Below are 15,503 nucleotides of genomic sequence, written 5' to 3' on the forward strand. Positions count from 1 at the left end.
TGACTTGGGGGGATGATGACGTACCGGATTTGGTTGATTCTTGCGGTCCTGCTGGCAGCGCCCCTTGCCCACGCCGCACCCAGTGCGGATGCACGGCGGGAGATCGCCCAGCTGATCTCCAGCCTGGACGGCTCCCAATGCCGGTTCCAGCGCAATGGCAGCTGGTACGACGGCAGCGATGCGCGCGCGCACCTGCAGCGCAAGTACGACTACCTGCTGAAGAAGGACATGGTGGACAGCGCCGAGCAGTTCATCGAGCGCGCCGCCAGCCAGAGCAGCATGAGCGGCAAGCCCTATCGCATCCAGTGCCCGGGGCAGCCTGAACAGACGGCAGCGGCCTGGTTCGGTGCACGCCTGCAGGCGTTGCGTCACCGCACGCCGTAGACACGGCCGGGGTGTAGAGTCGAGCCATGCTCGACTGGTTCTGTCCGCAAGCCGAGGAGACGCCGCCATGAATACCACGCCCAAGACGCTGTCGCGCTCGCTGAACGACCGCATGATTGCCGGCGTGATGGGCGGCATTGCCCACCGCTTCGGCTGGAGCCCCACGCTGGTGCGGATCGTGTTCGTGCTGGTCTCGATCGGCTCGGCGGCTTTCCCCGGCATCCTGGTCTACCTGATCCTGTGGCTGCTGATGCCGAACGAGGCCGATTGAAGACGGCCCCGGAGCCCTGGCCGGTCTGGCTGCGCGCGCTGCAGGTGCTGGGCGCGGCATGGGCGTCCCCCAATTCCCTGCTCGGCCTGATCGGTGGCCTGGCCGGCATGCTCGGCGGCGCGACGCTGCGTTGGAGCGGGCGGGACTGCGCCCTGGTGTTCGACCGCTGGCCGTGGGGGCCGGGCGGGGCGATCACGCTGGGCAATGTGATCCTGCATACCGGCCATGACCTGGGCATTTCCTGCCGCACCTATGCGCACCAGGCCGGGTGGGGCGTGGAGCCGCTGATCCGGCTGGACGATCACGAGCGCGCGCACGTTTACCAGTACATGGTGCTGGGGCCGCTGTACCTGCCGGTGTACCTGCTGTGCGGCGGGGTGAGCGCGCGCAATCCGTTCGAGCGCGCGGCGGATCATTTCGCCCGGTTCGGGCGTGGCTGGTGGCCGTAGGTTCCAGCCAACGGCCCAGCCCCTCGTGGCGTGGTCGCGGAATGCCTGCTTCCTGGGGGCTGGCCGGGTGGGTGGGGCTGGCGGGGACGCCGTGAACCCATCCATGGGGGCTTAGCCGCGGCATCCATGCCGCGGATACCCCGCCAGCCCCACCCACCCGGCCGCTGACAGTTTCCGTGCGCGCCAGGCCACGGAAGAGAATAAAGAACAGCAGAAGCGGGTCGCGCGCTGCGCTTGCTCGTGAGCCGAACATGGGCTCGGCTCTTCAAAAAGCGGCCAGCCAAGCTGCTTTTGCTTGTGATCTTCTTTTTCTTTTCCGTGGGTGGACGTGCCCGAAAACTGTCAGGGGCCGGTCGGGATGGGTTCGCGGGACCGTTGGCGCCATGGATGGCGCCATCGAGCCCCCATGGATGGGTTTACGGCGTGTCCCGCGAACCCATCCCGACCGGCCCAATCGCATGAAGCGCATTCCGCGACCAAGCCACGAGGGGCTGCGCCGTTGGCTGGAAACCCCCGATTCGTTAGTCGGAAGTTAAAGATCCGTAAGCATTCTGCTGCGATCCCGCAGTCGTCTGCATGCAACCGATCGTCATTAGCCTTCGTGACGTTCCAGTCAGGTTCGACGCGGTAAGCTCTCCCTCGATGAGCTCGCAGCATCGCTCATCGAGTGCAGTACGCAGTAGCAATTTGGAGGAATACATCACATGGCAATCGTTCTTTATGTCGGTGGTAGCAAGGATGGCGAGAAGGGCGTGGTGCCCTACGGCTTCAGCAAATCCCGCGCCGACACCGCGCTGGGGCCGGAGTTCTACACGGAGCGGTTCATGGAACTGCAGGGTGTCGGCAAGGTCCGCCTGATGGCCCTGGAAAGCATGCGTGACGACATCGTCATGCAGCGCGCCGCCCGCCACTACCGCTGACCTTCGCAACACGCGGCAGGGCGCGCCCACCATCGTGCGCCCGCGCCGGCATCCCAGCCCAGGGCCAGTCCGAGCCCTCTCTTCGCCAGGATGCCGGCGTCCACTCCGGCCCCGCCGCTGAACCTCGCCCCCTGTCAATGCCTTGTCCGGCTCCGTCGTGGATTGCCAGAATGGGGTCTTCCCGTAACGCGGCACAGACCTGAAGCAATGCACGACGCCAAGAACGCCCAGAGCGCGCTCGCCCAGCAGATCGCCCAGACCATCGCCGACGAGATCGGTGCCCAGTCCGCCCAGGTACGTGCCGCCGTCGGCCTGCTCGACGAAGGCGCCAGCGTTCCGTTCATCGCGCGCTACCGCAAGGAAGTGACCGGGGGCCTGGACGACACCCAGCTGCGCAACCTGGAAGTGCGCCTCACCTACCTGCGCGAACTGGAAGACCGGCGCGCGGCGGTGCTGGCCAGCATCGGCGAGCAGGGCAAGCTCAGCGACGAACTGCGCAACGACATCCTGGCAGCCGATACCAAGAGCCGGCTGGAAGACCTGTACCTGCCGTACAAGCCCAAGCGCCGTACCCGCGCCCAGATCGCCCGCGAGGCCGGTCTGGAGCCGCTGGCCGATGGCCTGCTGGCCGACCCGACGCAGGACCCGCAGGTCTTCGCGGCCACCTTTGTCGACACCGACAAGGGCGTGGCCGACACCAAGGCCGCGCTGGAAGGCGCCCGCGCGATCCTGATGGAGCGCTGGGGCGAAGATGCCGCGCTGGTTGGCGAGCTGCGCACCTGGCTGGGCGAGACGGGCGTGATCCGCGCCCGCGTGGCCGAGGGCAAGGAAACCGAAGGCGCCAAGTACCGCGATTACTTCGAGCATGCGGAGGCGCTGGCGAAGATTCCATCGCACCGCTTGCTGGCACTGTTCCGTGCGCGCCGCGAGGAGATCCTGTTCCTGGAACTGGACCCGGGCAGCGATGCCGAGGCCGGCCATCAGTACGCCGAGGGACGCGTGGCGCGCAAGGCCGGCATCGCCGACCAGGGCCGTGCCGCCGACCGCTGGCTGCTGGATGCCTGCCGCCTGACCTGGCGCGCCAAGCTGCACACCCATCTGCTGCTGGACCTGTTCAACCAGGCTCGCGAAAAGGCCGAGGCCGAAGCCATCGCCGTGTTCGGCGACAACCTGAAGGACCTGCTGCTGGCCGCACCGGCCGGCCCGAAGACCGTACTCGGGCTGGACCCGGGCATCCGTACCGGCTGCAAGATTGCCGTGGTCGATGCCACCGGCAAGCTGGTCGCCACCGACACCATCTACCCGCATGAGCCGCGTCGCCAGTGGGAGCAGTCGCTGCAGACGATCAAGCAGCTGTGCGCCAAGCACAACGTGGAACTGATCGCGATCGGCAACGGCACTGCCAGCCGTGAAACCGACAAGCTGGCCGGCGAAGCGATCAAGGCTGTCGCCAACCCGAAGCTGCAGAAGGTGGTGGTCAGCGAGGCGGGTGCGTCGGTGTACTCGGCGTCCGAGTTCGCGGCCAAGGAGTTCCCGGGGCTGGACGTGTCGCTGCGTGGCGCGGTGTCGATCGCGCGCCGCCTGCAGGATCCGCTGGCCGAACTGGTGAAGATCGAGCCCAAGGCGATCGGCGTCGGCCAGTACCAGCATGACGTGGACCAGTACCGCCTGGCACGGGCGCTGGATGCGCGCGTGGAGGACTGCGTGAACGCGGTCGGCGTGTACGTGAACACCGCGTCGGCTGCGCTGCTGTCACGGGTGTCCGGTTTGTCTGCCACGGTGGCCGAGAACATCGTGCGCCATCGCGACGACAACGGCCCGTTCAAGCGTCGCAAGGACCTTCTCAAGGTCGCGCGCCTGGGCGAGAAGACCTTCGAGCAGTGCGCCGGCTTCCTGCGTATCGCCGATGGTGACCAGCCGCTGGACGCCTCGGCGGTGCACCCCGAAGCCTATCCGGTGGTCGAGCGCATCGTGGCCAGCACCGCGCGCCCGATCAAGGCGCTGATCGGTGACGGCAGCTTCCTGCGTGGCCTGAAGGCCGAGCAGTTCACTGATGCCACTTTCGGCGTGCCGACCGTGCGCGACATCCTGAAGGAACTGGAAAAGCCGGGCCGTGACCCGCGCCCGGAGTTCAAGGCGGCGCGCTTCGCCGAGGGCGTCGAGGACATCAAGGACCTGCGCGAGGGCATGGTGCTGGAGGGCGTGGTCAGCAACGTGGCCGCCTTCGGGGCCTTCGTCGATATCGGCGTGCACCAGGACGGCCTGATCCACATATCGGCGCTCTCCGATACCTTCGTGAAGGACCCGCGCGATGTGGTCAAGGCCGGTGACATCGTCAAGGTGAAGGTGCTGGAGGTGGACGTGGCGCGCAAGCGCATCGCCCTGACCCGGCGCCTGGACGATACCCCGGGCCAGGCCACCAGCCGCCCGGGCCAGCGCGATGAGCGCGGCCAGGGCCAGGGGCCGCGCCGTGACGCGGGCGGCCAGAACCGTGGACCGAACCGCGGCCAGGGCGCTGGCGGCCGTCCCGCCCAGTCTGCGCCGCCGGCCAACAATGCCCTGGCCGAGGCCTTTGCCCGGGCCAAGCGCAGCTGAGGATCGTGCCCCCCGTCACGGTTGATCCGGGGCAGGGGACTTGTCGGTTTTCCCCGTGATTGCGCACACTTGCGCCTGAGGGAGGCGTTTGGCCTCCCCGCTGTCGCTGGGGAGGGCCATGACGCCAGCACGACCCGCCATCTTCGTTGCAGGCCGCAGCGTTCCGCTGCGGTCGGCGCCTGCCCGTGCCGGCAGGGGACCGGATTGATGCCGGGCCAGGGTACCCACGGCAATGGACTGCTGGAGCGCCGCCTGCAGGAGTTGGCGGAAGAGCGTCGTCGCCTGGCGATGATCATCGACGGTACCGCTGCGGGGACCTGGGAATGGAACGTGCAGAGCGGCGAGATGCGGGTCAACGCGCGCTGGGCCGAGATTGTCGGTTACCGCCTGGATGAGCTGGAACCGATCTGCCAGAAGACGTTCCTGAAGCTGGTCCATCCCGATGACATCGCGCTGTCCGATGCGGCGCTGGATGAGCATTTCGAAGGCCGCACCGACAACTACGCCTGCCTGCTGCGCATGCGCCACAAGAACGGGCAGTGGATCTGGATCCAGGACCGCGGGCGGGTCTTCGAATGGGACGGGCAGGGCAAGCCGTTGTGGATGGCGGGCGCGCATGCCGACGTCACCGAGCTGCAGCAGGCGAGGCAGGACGCGGCCGAGACCCGGCAACGCCTGCAGGCCGTGGTCGATGCGTCCGATGAGGTGGCGGTGATCGCCACCGATACCGATGGCACCATCACCCTGTTCAACACGGGGGCGGAGCGCCTGCTGGGCTACAGCGCGGCGGAGGTGGTCGGCCAGCGCCGGCTCGACGCCTTCCACGATCCAGCCGAACTGAAAGCCTGGTTGCAGCCGCTGGCCGACGCTGATGGCAATCTTCCCGGCGTGTTCGAGGCGCTGAGCGCGCGTGCCGACGGACAGACCTACTCGCGGCAGTGGACGCTGCTGCGCAAGGATGGTCAGTCACGCCAGGTGCGCCTGTCGATCAGCCGCATGGAGAGTGCTGATGGAGCGCGCATCGGCTACGTCGGCATGGCCATCGACATCACCGAGATCCTGCAGGCGCGCGCGGAAGCACGACTGTCGGCAGAGAAGTTCGCTGGCGCGTTCACCTCCGCCGCACTGGGCATGGCCCTGGTCTCGCTGGAGGGACGCTGGCTGGACGTCAACGACGCGCTGTGCCGGATCCTGGGCTACCCGCGCGAAGAGCTGCTGCAGGTCGATTTCCAGCGGCTGACCCATCCCGATGACCTGCAGACCGACCTGGCCCTGGTGCAGGACCTGCTGGCCGGGCGACGCAGCCACTACCACCTGGAAAAGCGCTATCTCGACCGCGACGGCCGCATCATCTGGGCGCGGCTGTCGGTGTCGCTGGTGCGCAACGAGCACGGCGAACCACTGCATTTCGTGTCGCAGATCCAGGACATCACCGCCCAGCGCAGCAGCGAGCAGCGCCTGTTCGAGAGTGAACAACGCAGCCGCATCACGCTGGATGCGGTGGCCGACCTGGTGCTCAGCGTCAGCCTTGATGGCCGCATCGACTACGCCAACGCGGCCGCGGTGCGCACCCTGGCCGGAGATGGCGCCTTGTCGCTGGCCGGGCACAAGGTGCAGGACGTGCTGGCGCTGACCACCGAGTACGCGCCCGGCTCGGTACTGGATGTGTCGGTGCTGCTGGACCCGGAGAGCAATGCGGTGGACCTGCACGCCGACCTGCTGCTGCGGCTGGGCACGGCAACGGTGCCGGTGGACCTGACCCGCGCCTGGCTGCGCGATGACGAAGGCCATGTGCGCGGCGCGGTATGGGTGCTGCGCGACGATACCCAGCAGCGTGCGCGCCAGCGCGAAGCCCGCCACCTGGCCGAGATCGACCCGTTGACCGAGCTGAGCAACCGTCGCGGCTTCGAGGCGCACCTGCAGCAGGCGATCACCCGCGTCGAGCGCACCGGCCAGGCCGCCTCGCTGATGTACATCGATCTGGACCGCTTCAAGCCGGTCAACGACACCTGGGGCCATCTGGCCGGCGATGCCGTGCTGTGGGCGGTGGCCAGCGTGCTGCGCCATGGCGTGCGCGATTCGGATGTGGTGGCGCGGTTGGGCGGTGACGAATTCGCGGTGATCCTGTCCGGTTGTACGCCACGTCGTGCGGCCCGTATCGGCGGTGAACTGCTGCATACGCTGGCCTCCCTGTCGATTCCCTGGGACCAGGACCGGCTGCGGATCGGTGCCAGCATCGGTATCGCGCCGCTGGCCGGCGGCATGAGCGTGGACCAGGCGGTGGCTGCGGCCGATGCCCAGTGCTACCGGGCCAAGGCGATGGGCCGCAACAACGTGCAGGTGCAGGGCGAGCTGTCCGAGCTTCCGGGTGACGACGGCGAACCGGGCTGAACCGGCCCGCACCACGGGGATGGATGAAGGATGTTTCATTTGCCCGCGCCGGCTGATTTGGCGAGCATGGGCCAGTCTGGACTTCAGCGGTGCCCATGTCGCGCGTATTGACCATCGAGGATGACGCCATCACGGCCCAGGAGATCGTGGCGGAGCTGGGCAGCCATGGCCTGCAGGTGGACTGGGTGGCCGACGGCCGCGAAGGCCTGGTGCGCGCGGCCAGTGGCGACTACGACGCAATCACGCTGGACCGCATGCTGCCCGGGCTGGATGGCCTGGCCATCGTCACCACCCTGCGCCGGATCGGCATCGATACGCCGGTGCTGATGCTCAGTGCGCTGTCGGATGTCGATGAGCGGGTGCGCGGCCTGCGTGCCGGCGGCGATGACTACCTGACCAAGCCGTTCGCCTCCGACGAGATGGCCGCGCGGGTGGAGGTGCTGCTGCGTCGCCGCCAGCGCCCGGCCGGCAACGAGACCCTGCTGTGCGTGGGGGATCTGCAGCTCGACCTGCTGGCGCGCACCGCCCACCGTGGCGGGCGCAGCCTGAGCCTGCTGCCGACCGAGTTCAAGCTGCTGGAATACCTGATGCGCAACGCCGGCCAGGTACTGACCCGGATGATGTTGTTCGAGGAAGTGTGGGGCTATCACTTCGACCCGGGCACCAACCTGATCGACGTGCACATCGGCCGCCTGCGGCGCAAGCTGGACCAGGCCGACGCGCCGTCGCTGATCCGTACCGTGCGTGGCAGCGGCTATGTCCTCAGCGAAACTGTCTGACGGCTGGCGCTCGTCCAGCAGTCGCCTGCTGGGCCTGTACAGCCTGCTGTTCGTGGCCTGGTCGTGCGTGCTGCTGGGGGTGCTGTACTGGAGGGTGTCGCTGTACCTGGACGAGCTGGCACAGTCGGCGGTGCTGCAACGTGCGCACCTGTTCGAGCACTTCACCGGTGATGGCCTGACCGCAGCGCTGCGCGAAAACCGCCGCTACGACCTGCATGGCATCGATGCCTACGGGTTGTTCACCCCCGACGGGCAGCCGATTGCCGGCATGCTGAAGTCGCTGCCGGCGCAGCTGCCGCTCGATGGCAGCGCGCATCCGGTGTCCGGCCTGCCGATTGCCGATGTGAACGCACGCGGCAAGCGCGGTTTCGGCCTGGCGATGCCGACCCGCGACGGCCGCATCCTGGTGCTGGTGCGTTACAGCGGGCCATTGAACGAGGTCAATCACCTGATCCTCGACGCCCTGCTGTGGGGTGTGTCGTTGACCCTGCTGCCGGGGCTGCTTGGCTGGCACCTGTTGCGGCGGCGGCCGCTGCGCCGCATCCAGGCCATCGAGCAGGCCACTGCGCGGATCGTTGCCGGCGACCTGGGCCAGCGCCTGCCGTTGGCCAACCGCCGCGACGAACTGGACATGCTGGCGGCCATCGTCAACGCCATGCTCGACCGCATCGAGCAGTTGATGACCGAGGTCAAAGGGGTATGCGACAACATCGCCCACGATCTGCGTACGCCACTGACGCGCGTGCGTGCGCAGCTGTACCGAATGCGGCAGCAGGTACAGGACGGTGATCCGCAGGCGCTGCCACTGGAGCAGGTGCTGGAAGAAACGGACACACTGATGGTGCGTTTCCGCGCGCTGCTGCGGATCTCCGAGCTGGAAGACCACCAGCGCCGCTCCGGGTTCGACACGCTGGCGCCGGAAGCGTTGCTGCAGGAGATCCATGCGTTCTACGCGCCGCTGGCGGAGGAGAAGGGGCAGTGGCTGCAGCTGGAACTGGCGGCTGACCTGCCCGGCGTGGTGGGCGACCGCGGCCTGCTGTTCGAGGCGATCGGCAACCTGCTCGACAACGCGATCCGGTTCGCGCCGGACGGTGGCCGCGTGCAGCTGTCGGCCCTGGTGGAGGAGGGTGCTACCTGCATCGTGGTGGAGGATTCGGGGCCCGGCATTCCCGAAGCCGAACGCAGCCTGGTGTTCCAGCGTTTCCATCGTGCGGAGGCCAGCAAGGGCGGAGGATTCGGCCTGGGCCTGTCGATCGTGGCCGCCATCGCCGGCCTGCACGGGTTCCGCCTGCAGGTGGCGCAGTCCACGCTGGGCGGCGCGCGCTTCAGCCTGCTGTGCCGGCCGCAGGTGCTGTAGAGGGTGTTCTTTTGCAGGGCTTGCAGCCCTGCACCTGCCGAAGCAACGTCAACTTCAAAAGCCTGCATTCCGTGGGATGGCGGGGTGGGGCCGGTTGCAGGCCATCCATGGCGCTCACGCCCCCGCAACCTGACCCACCCCGCCTTCGACAGTTTTCCGCTGCTGTTGGTGCCAGCTGCTTCTGGTGGGTGCCGACCGTTGGTCGGCACTGGGTCGGGTCCCAAATGAAATTTGATATCTGACAGATGTGTCGACCAACGGTCGACACCTACCAACAGCCGCGCGGACCAACAGTCTCAGTTTTCAACAGCCGCGTGAAACTGTCGAAGGCGGGGCACTGTGGGTTTACGGCGTCCCCGCACTCCGACACCGCCCCGCCATCCCACGGAATGCCCGCTGTTGCTGCTGCTGTTGCCGGCCAGCGGCCGGCACTACCGCAGGTGCAGGGCGCAGCCCTGCAACAAAACCCCTTCATGAAATATGTTTCATCTGCGGCACAGCCTTGTTTTAGCTGGCAACGCCGATACTTGCCGACCTGCGCTGCCCACGGTGGGCAGTGGCACCGTTGGAGAGCCGCATGCTCGGGTTGGTCAGGACCGCGCTCAACAAGCCTTACACCTTCGTGGTTATGGCCATTTTCATCTGCATCGTCGGTCCGCTCAGCGCGCTGCGCACCCCCACCGATGTGTTTCCCGATATCGGCATCCCGGTCGTCGCCGTCGTCTGGCAGTACACCGGCCTGTCGCCCGATGCGATGGCCGGGCGGGTGATCTCGCCGTACGAGCGTGCGCTCAGCACCACCGTCAACGACATCGCGCACATCGAATCGCAGTCGCTGGCCGGCATGGGCGTGGTGAAGGTGTTCTTCCAGCCCGGCGTGGACATCCGCACCGCCAATGCGCAGATCACCGCGATCTCGCAGACCATGGTCAAGCAGATGCCGGCCGGCATGACGCCGCCATTGATCCTCAACTACAGCGCCTCCACCGTGCCGGTGCTGCAGATGGCGTTCTCCAGCCCGACGCTGGGTGAGTCGCAGATCCGCGATCTTGCGCAGAACACGGTGCGCCCGCCATTGACCTCGATTCCGGGTCTGGCCATTCCCGCCCCCTACGGCGGCAAGCAGCGCCAGATCACCCTCGACCTGGACCCGCAGGCGATGGCCGCCAAGGGGCTGTCGGCCCAGGACGTGGGCAACGCCCTGGCGGCGCAGAACCAGATCACCCCGGTCGGCACCGCCAAGCTGGGCAGCAATGAATTCACCGTGCTGCTCAACAACAGCCCCAATGAGATCGAAGCGCTCAATGACCTGCCGATCCGGACCGTCAATGGTGCGGTGGTCACCATCGGCCAGGTGGCACACGTGCGCGACGGCTCGCCGCCGCAGACCAACATCGTGCGGGTCAACGGCGGCCATTCGGTGCTGATGGCCGCGTTGAAGAATGGTGATGCATCCACGCTCACGCTCGTCAGCCGCATCCGCGCGATGCTGCCGCAGATCGGGGAGTCGCTGCCGCCGTCGCTGAAGATCTCGTTGCTGGGCGATGCGTCCACCTTCGTGCGCGAATCGATCAGCAGCGTCGCCCGCGAGGGCATCATCGCCGCGCTGCTGACCAGTGTGATGATCCTGGTGTTCCTCGGCAGCTGGCGTTCGACCGTCATCATTGCCGCCTCGATCCCGCTGGCGGTGCTGTCGGCCATCGCGCTGCTGTCGGCCGCCGGGCAGACCCTCAACGTGATGACGCTGGGCGGCCTGGCGCTGGCCGTGGGCATCCTGGTCGACGATGCCACGGTCACCATCGAGAACGTCAACTGGCATCTGGAGCAGGGCAAGGGGGTGCGCGAGGCGATCCTCGATGGCGCCGCGCAGATCGTCGGCCCGGCGTTCGTATCGCTGCTGTGCATCTGCATCGTGTTCGTGCCGATGTTCCTGCTTGATGGCATCGCCGGTTACCTGTTCCGGCCGATGGCGCTGGCGGTCATCTTCGCCATGGGCAGCTCCTTCGTGCTCTCGCGCACCCTGGTGCCGACCATGGCGCTGTACCTGCTGCGGCCGCATCGCGTGGAAGGCGGGGTCGGGCATCATCCCGAGGACGCGTTCCTCAACCATCACGAGGGTGATCATCCGCGGCCGCGTCGTGCACGCCTGACGGCCACGCTGGTGCACTGGCAGCAGCGTTTCGAGGCCGGCTTCTCCGCCACCCGTGACCGCTACCACGCACTGCTCGGTCTGGCGCTGGCACATCGCGGTCGCTTCCTGATCGGCTTCATGGCCTGCGTGATGGTGTCCTTCGCGCTGCTGCCGGCACTGGGCCAGGACTTCTTCCCGGCCACCGAAGCCAGCGCGTTGTCGCTGCACGTACGCCTGCCGCTGGGCACCCGCATCGAGGAAACCGCAGCGGCGTTCGATCGCATCGAATCGCGCATCCGCCAGGAAGTGCCGGCGCATGAGATCGACGCCATCGTCGACAACCTGGGCCTGCCAATGACCGGCATCAACATGGCCTACAGCGCCAGCGGCACCATCGGCCCGCAGGATGGCGACATCCAGGTGTCACTGAAGCTGGGCCACGGCGATGCGGCCGAGTATGCGCGACGCCTGCGGGAGGTGCTGCCGGCCGCCTTCCCGGGCGTCAGCTTTGCGTTCCTGCCCGCCGATACCAGCAGCCAGATCCTCAACTTCGGTTCGCCGGCACCGCTGGACGTGCGCATTGCCGGGCCGGATGCCGCCGGTAACCGCGCCTATGCCCAGGAGCTGCAGCGTCGCCTGCGCCACGTGCCGGGCCTGGTCGACCTGCGCCTGCAGCAGCCTGATGGCTATCCGACCCTGAAGGTGGATGTTGACCGCCTGCGCGCCAATGGCCTGGGCATCACAGAACGCGATGTCACCAACAGCATGGTGGCGTCGTTGGCCGGCAGCGGCCAGGTTGCTCCGACGTTCTGGCTGAGCCCGAAGAATGGCATTTCCTACAGCGTCGTGGCGGCCACGCCGCAATACCGCATGGACAGCCTGGCCGCGCTGCAGGCGCTGCCGGTGACCGGCAGCAGCGGTACTCCGCAGGTGCTGGGCGGCCTGGCTGACATCCAGCGCGGGGCCAGTTCCGCGGTGGTCACCCACTACAACGTGCAGCCCACGCTGGATCTGTACGCCAGCGTGCAGGATCGGGACCTCGGCGCGGTGGCGGCCGATGTGCAGAAGGTCATCGATGGCATGGCCGGCCAGCGCCCCCGGGGTACCGAGGTGGGACTGCATGGGCAGATCGATGCGCTGCATGTGGCATTCACCGGCCTCGGTTACGGCCTGCTGGCGGCGATCGTGCTGATCTACCTGCTGATCGTCATCAATTTCCAGTCCTGGACCGATCCGTTCGTGATCATCACCGCATTGCCGGCGGGTCTGGCCGGCGTGGTCTGGATGCTGTTCCTGACCCACACCACGTTGTCGGTACCCGCGTTGACCGGCGCCATCCTGTGCATGGGCGTGGCCACGGCCAATTCGATCCTGGTGGTCAGCTTCTGCCGCGAGCGCCTGGCCGAGCATGGTGACGCGGCCAAGGCCGCGCTTGAAGCAGGATTCACCCGGTTCCGCCCAGTCTGCATGACAGCGCTGGCGATGATCCTGGGCATGCTGCCGACCGCACTGTCCACCGAACAGAACGCGCCACTCGGCCGCGCGGTGATCGGTGGCCTGCTGCTCGCGACCTGCGCCACGTTGTTGTTCGTTCCGGTGGTGTTCGCATTGGCCCACTCCCGCAAAACCCGTTCTGCTCCTGCCGGAGAACCCCTGCATGTCTGAGTCTTCGCTGCCGCAGCGTTCGCTGCGCCGTCCCTTGCTCCTGGCCGCGGCGGTTGCGCTCGCCCTGGTGGCCGGTGGTCTTGCCCTGCGAGCGCAGCAGGCACACGCCGTGGTCGAGTGGACTGAGCGCCAGGCGGTCCCGTCCGTGCAGGTGGTCATCGCTGGCGGGCAGGGCGCTGCAGGAACCATGACCCTGCCGGCACACCTGAGTGCCTGGACCGAGGCACCGATCCATGCCCGCGTGGGCGGCTACCTGAAGTCGTGGAGCGCCGACATCGGCCAGGCGGTCAAGGCTGGACAGGTGCTGGCGGTGATCGACAGCCCGGAACTGGACCAGCAGATCGCCCAGGCCCACGCCCATCTGCTGCAGGTACAGGCAGACGCAGCGTTGGCCAAGGTCAGCGCCGAGCGTTGGCAGGGCATGCTCGGCAGCCATTCGGTGTCGCGCCAGGAAGCCGACGAGAAGCAGGCCAATGCGGTGGCCGCCCAGGCCAGCGTGGAAGCAGCGCAGGCCGACTATGCGCGCTTGCAGGAGCTCGGGCGCTACCGCACCCTGCGTGCGCCGTTCGATGGCACCGTCACCTCGCGGCAGACCGATGTCGGCCAGCTGATCCGTGCCGACGACAGTGGTCGTGAGCTGTTCAACATCGCCGATACCCGCCGCTTGCGGCTGATGGTGCCGGTGCCGCAGAACAGCGCGGCCAGCATCCGTTCCGGGCTGCAGGCCACGTTGCAGGTGCCGGGCCAGGAAGGGCGCCATTTCACCGCAACGCTGCAGGGGGATTCCAGTGCGATCGACCGCAGCTCGGGCACCCTGCTGGCGCAGTTCGTGGTCGACAACGCCGACAGCGCACTGCTGCCCGGCAGCTACGCGGAAGTGACCCTGCCGCTGCAGGACGGCGGCGCCGGCGTGAGCGTGCCGGCCGAGGTGCTGATCTTCCGTGCCAAGGGTACGCAGGTGGCAGTGGTCGACGCCAAGGACATCGTGCATCTGCGCGACATCCATATCGTCAGTGATCTGGGCAGCACGTTGCGCATCGACCGCGGCTTGAAGGCGGGCGACCGGGTCATTCCCAATCCGCCCGATGCGTTGCGCGAAGGTGACCATGTGCATGTGGTGGCCGGTGAGCAGGAGCCCGCGCATGCCCGCGGCTGAGCGTGTCGGTGCGCTTGCGCTGGCGACGCTGCTGTTGGGCGGCTGTTCGCTGGCGCCGGCCTACCAGGTGCCCTCGGTGACGATGCCGATGGCCTACGAGCAGGTTGAGGCGGCGGTGGCCACCGCACCGATGGCACAGGCGTGGTGGCAGGCCTTCGATGACCCGGTGCTGGACCAGCTGCAGCAACAGCTGGAGCAGGCCAATCCGACGCTGGCACTGGCCGTGGCGCACTACGATGCTGCACGTGCCGCTGCGGGCGAAGTGGCATCGGCGCGCGCACCGCAGGTGGGCTTCAACACGGGCCCGGTGCGCCAGCGCCAGTCCGATGACAAGCCGCTGCGCAGTGCGACCCAGCCGGCCATCTATGACAGCAATACCGCCACGTTTTCGCTGTCGTTCGATCTTGACCTGTGGGGGCGGCTGCGCAACGCGGCGGCCGCCGGCAGGGCGCGCGCCGATGCGAGTGGCGACGACCTGGCCGCCGCGCGGCTGAGCCTGTCGCAGCAGCTGGCCGGGCTCTACCTGCAGCTGAGGGGCGCCGAGGCGCAGCAGCTGATCCTGCGCGAGAGCATCGAGGACTACCAGCAGGCGCTGGCGCTGACCGAAGACCGATTCCGTGGCGAGATCGCGTCGGAGCTGGATGTGTCCCGTGCGCGGCATCAGCTGGCGAGCGCGCAGGCCGATCTGGATGCGCTCGATGCGCGCCACGACCTGCTGCGGCATGCCATTGCCGAACTGGTCGGCAGGCCGGCCAGCGGGTTCACTGTCGCTACTGAAGGCCTGCCGGCATTGCCGACGGTGCCGGCCGATCTGCCCAGCAACCTGCTGCAGCGACGGCCGGATATCGCTGCCGCCGAGCGGCGGGTGTTCGCCGCCAATGCCGGCATCGGTGTGGCCCGCGCCGCGTGGTTCCCGCAGCTCAGCCTGACCGGGTTGCTGGGTGGCCAGACCTCGGGTGGCAGCGCCCTGCTGGATGCGGGCAACCGTTATTGGGCACTCGGCCCGTTGGCTGCACTACCGGTGTTCGATGGCGGCCGCCGCAAGGCTGCCAAGGCCGGGGCCGAGGCCGAATTCGATGCTGCGTCGGCGCAATACCGGGCCACCGTGCTGGCGGCGATCCGCCAAGTGGAAGATCAGCTGACCCTGCTGCGCCAGCTCGATGCCCAGCGCGGCCACGAACAGGAGGCGGTGCAGGCCGCGCAGCGTGCGGAGCAGATCGCGCATGACCGCTACACCGGTGGTGCGGTGAGCTATCTGGACGTGGTCAGCGCGCAGACCGATGCGCGCCAGGCGCAACTCGGCCTGCAGGACATCCAGAGCCAGCAGCTGCAGGCGAGTGCGGCGCTGATGGCGGCGTTGGGCGGTGGATGGAGGCGGTAGCGGCGGGAGGCGGTCTCAGCCTGT

Annotated in this window: 11 protein-coding genes; all 11 read left to right on the plus strand. The window is 67.7% G+C overall.

What is annotated here, in order from left to right; genetic code table 11:
• Positions 1-15: 15 nt before the first annotated feature.
• Positions 16-384, plus strand: coding sequence for a YfeK family protein (locus BKE09_RS20445; protein ID WP_075678330.1), 369 nt, complete (start codon positions 16-18; stop codon positions 382-384).
• Positions 385-451: 67 nt separating this feature from the next.
• Positions 452-655 carry a PspC domain-containing protein gene (locus BKE09_RS20450; RefSeq protein WP_075677623.1) on the plus strand — a complete coding sequence of 68 codons (204 nt, stop codon included), beginning with the start codon at positions 452-454 and terminating at the stop codon, positions 653-655.
• Entirely contained in the window at positions 652-1,104 is a 453-nt protein-coding gene (locus BKE09_RS20455; RefSeq protein WP_014037611.1) for a hypothetical protein, read from the plus strand. The genes BKE09_RS20450 and BKE09_RS20455 overlap by 4 nt, the downstream gene beginning before the upstream one ends.
• 704 nt (positions 1,105-1,808) lie before the next feature.
• Positions 1,809-2,024: a hypothetical protein gene (locus BKE09_RS20460; protein ID WP_006452005.1), complete on the plus strand. Its 216-nt coding sequence runs from the start codon at positions 1,809-1,811 to the stop codon at positions 2,022-2,024.
• 207 nt (positions 2,025-2,231) lie between these two features.
• Positions 2,232-4,619 (plus strand): Tex family protein, encoded by a 2,388-nt coding sequence (locus BKE09_RS20465; RefSeq protein ID WP_075677625.1) that lies wholly within the window; start codon positions 2,232-2,234, stop codon positions 4,617-4,619.
• Positions 4,620-4,826: 207 nt separating this feature from the next.
• A complete protein-coding gene (locus BKE09_RS20470) occupies positions 4,827-7,010 on the plus strand; it encodes a PAS domain-containing protein (RefSeq protein ID WP_075677627.1) in 2,184 nt (727 codons plus the stop codon).
• Between the two features lie 95 nt (positions 7,011-7,105).
• Entirely contained in the window at positions 7,106-7,789 is a 684-nt protein-coding gene (locus tag BKE09_RS20475) for a response regulator transcription factor (protein ID WP_014037608.1), read from the plus strand.
• Positions 7,767-9,146, plus strand: a complete 1,380-nt coding sequence (locus BKE09_RS20480) for an ATP-binding protein (RefSeq protein WP_075677629.1) — start codon at positions 7,767-7,769, stop codon at positions 9,144-9,146. The genes BKE09_RS20475 and BKE09_RS20480 overlap by 23 nt, the downstream gene beginning before the upstream one ends.
• Positions 9,147-9,723: 577 nt before the next feature.
• Positions 9,724-12,942 (plus strand): efflux RND transporter permease subunit, encoded by a 3,219-nt coding sequence (locus BKE09_RS20485; RefSeq protein ID WP_075677631.1) that lies wholly within the window; start codon positions 9,724-9,726, stop codon positions 12,940-12,942.
• Complete coding sequence (locus BKE09_RS20490; protein WP_075677633.1) at positions 12,935-14,098, plus strand: efflux RND transporter periplasmic adaptor subunit; 1,164 nt, start codon at positions 12,935-12,937, stop codon at positions 14,096-14,098. The genes BKE09_RS20485 and BKE09_RS20490 overlap by 8 nt, the downstream gene beginning before the upstream one ends.
• The gene (locus tag BKE09_RS20495; RefSeq protein WP_075677635.1) at positions 14,085-15,479 is read left to right on the plus strand and encodes an efflux transporter outer membrane subunit; all 1,395 of its coding nucleotides are present in this window, start codon (positions 14,085-14,087) and stop codon (positions 15,477-15,479) included. The genes BKE09_RS20490 and BKE09_RS20495 overlap by 14 nt, the downstream gene beginning before the upstream one ends.
• Positions 15,480-15,503 lie beyond the last annotated feature (24 nt).

The organism is Stenotrophomonas sp. TD3 (assembly GCF_001939825.1).
GTDB lineage: Bacteria > Pseudomonadota > Gammaproteobacteria > Xanthomonadales > Xanthomonadaceae > Stenotrophomonas.

Coding starts and splice junctions, on each gene's coding strand:
- BKE09_RS20445 (WP_075678330.1), top strand. CDS start 16: ATGACGTACCGGATTTGGTTGATTCTTGCGGTCCTGCTGGCAGCGCCC.
- BKE09_RS20450 (WP_075677623.1), top strand. CDS start 452: ATGAATACCACGCCCAAGACGCTGTCGCGCTCGCTGAACGACCGCATG.
- BKE09_RS20460 (WP_006452005.1), top strand. CDS start 1,809: ATGGCAATCGTTCTTTATGTCGGTGGTAGCAAGGATGGCGAGAAGGGC.
- BKE09_RS20465 (WP_075677625.1), top strand. CDS start 2,232: ATGCACGACGCCAAGAACGCCCAGAGCGCGCTCGCCCAGCAGATCGCC.
- BKE09_RS20470 (WP_075677627.1), top strand. CDS start 4,827: ATGCCGGGCCAGGGTACCCACGGCAATGGACTGCTGGAGCGCCGCCTG.
- BKE09_RS20475 (WP_014037608.1), top strand. CDS start 7,106: ATGTCGCGCGTATTGACCATCGAGGATGACGCCATCACGGCCCAGGAG.
- BKE09_RS20480 (WP_075677629.1), top strand. CDS start 7,767: ATGTCCTCAGCGAAACTGTCTGACGGCTGGCGCTCGTCCAGCAGTCGC.
- BKE09_RS20485 (WP_075677631.1), top strand. CDS start 9,724: ATGCTCGGGTTGGTCAGGACCGCGCTCAACAAGCCTTACACCTTCGTG.
- BKE09_RS20490 (WP_075677633.1), top strand. CDS start 12,935: ATGTCTGAGTCTTCGCTGCCGCAGCGTTCGCTGCGCCGTCCCTTGCTC.
- BKE09_RS20495 (WP_075677635.1), top strand. CDS start 14,085: ATGCCCGCGGCTGAGCGTGTCGGTGCGCTTGCGCTGGCGACGCTGCTG.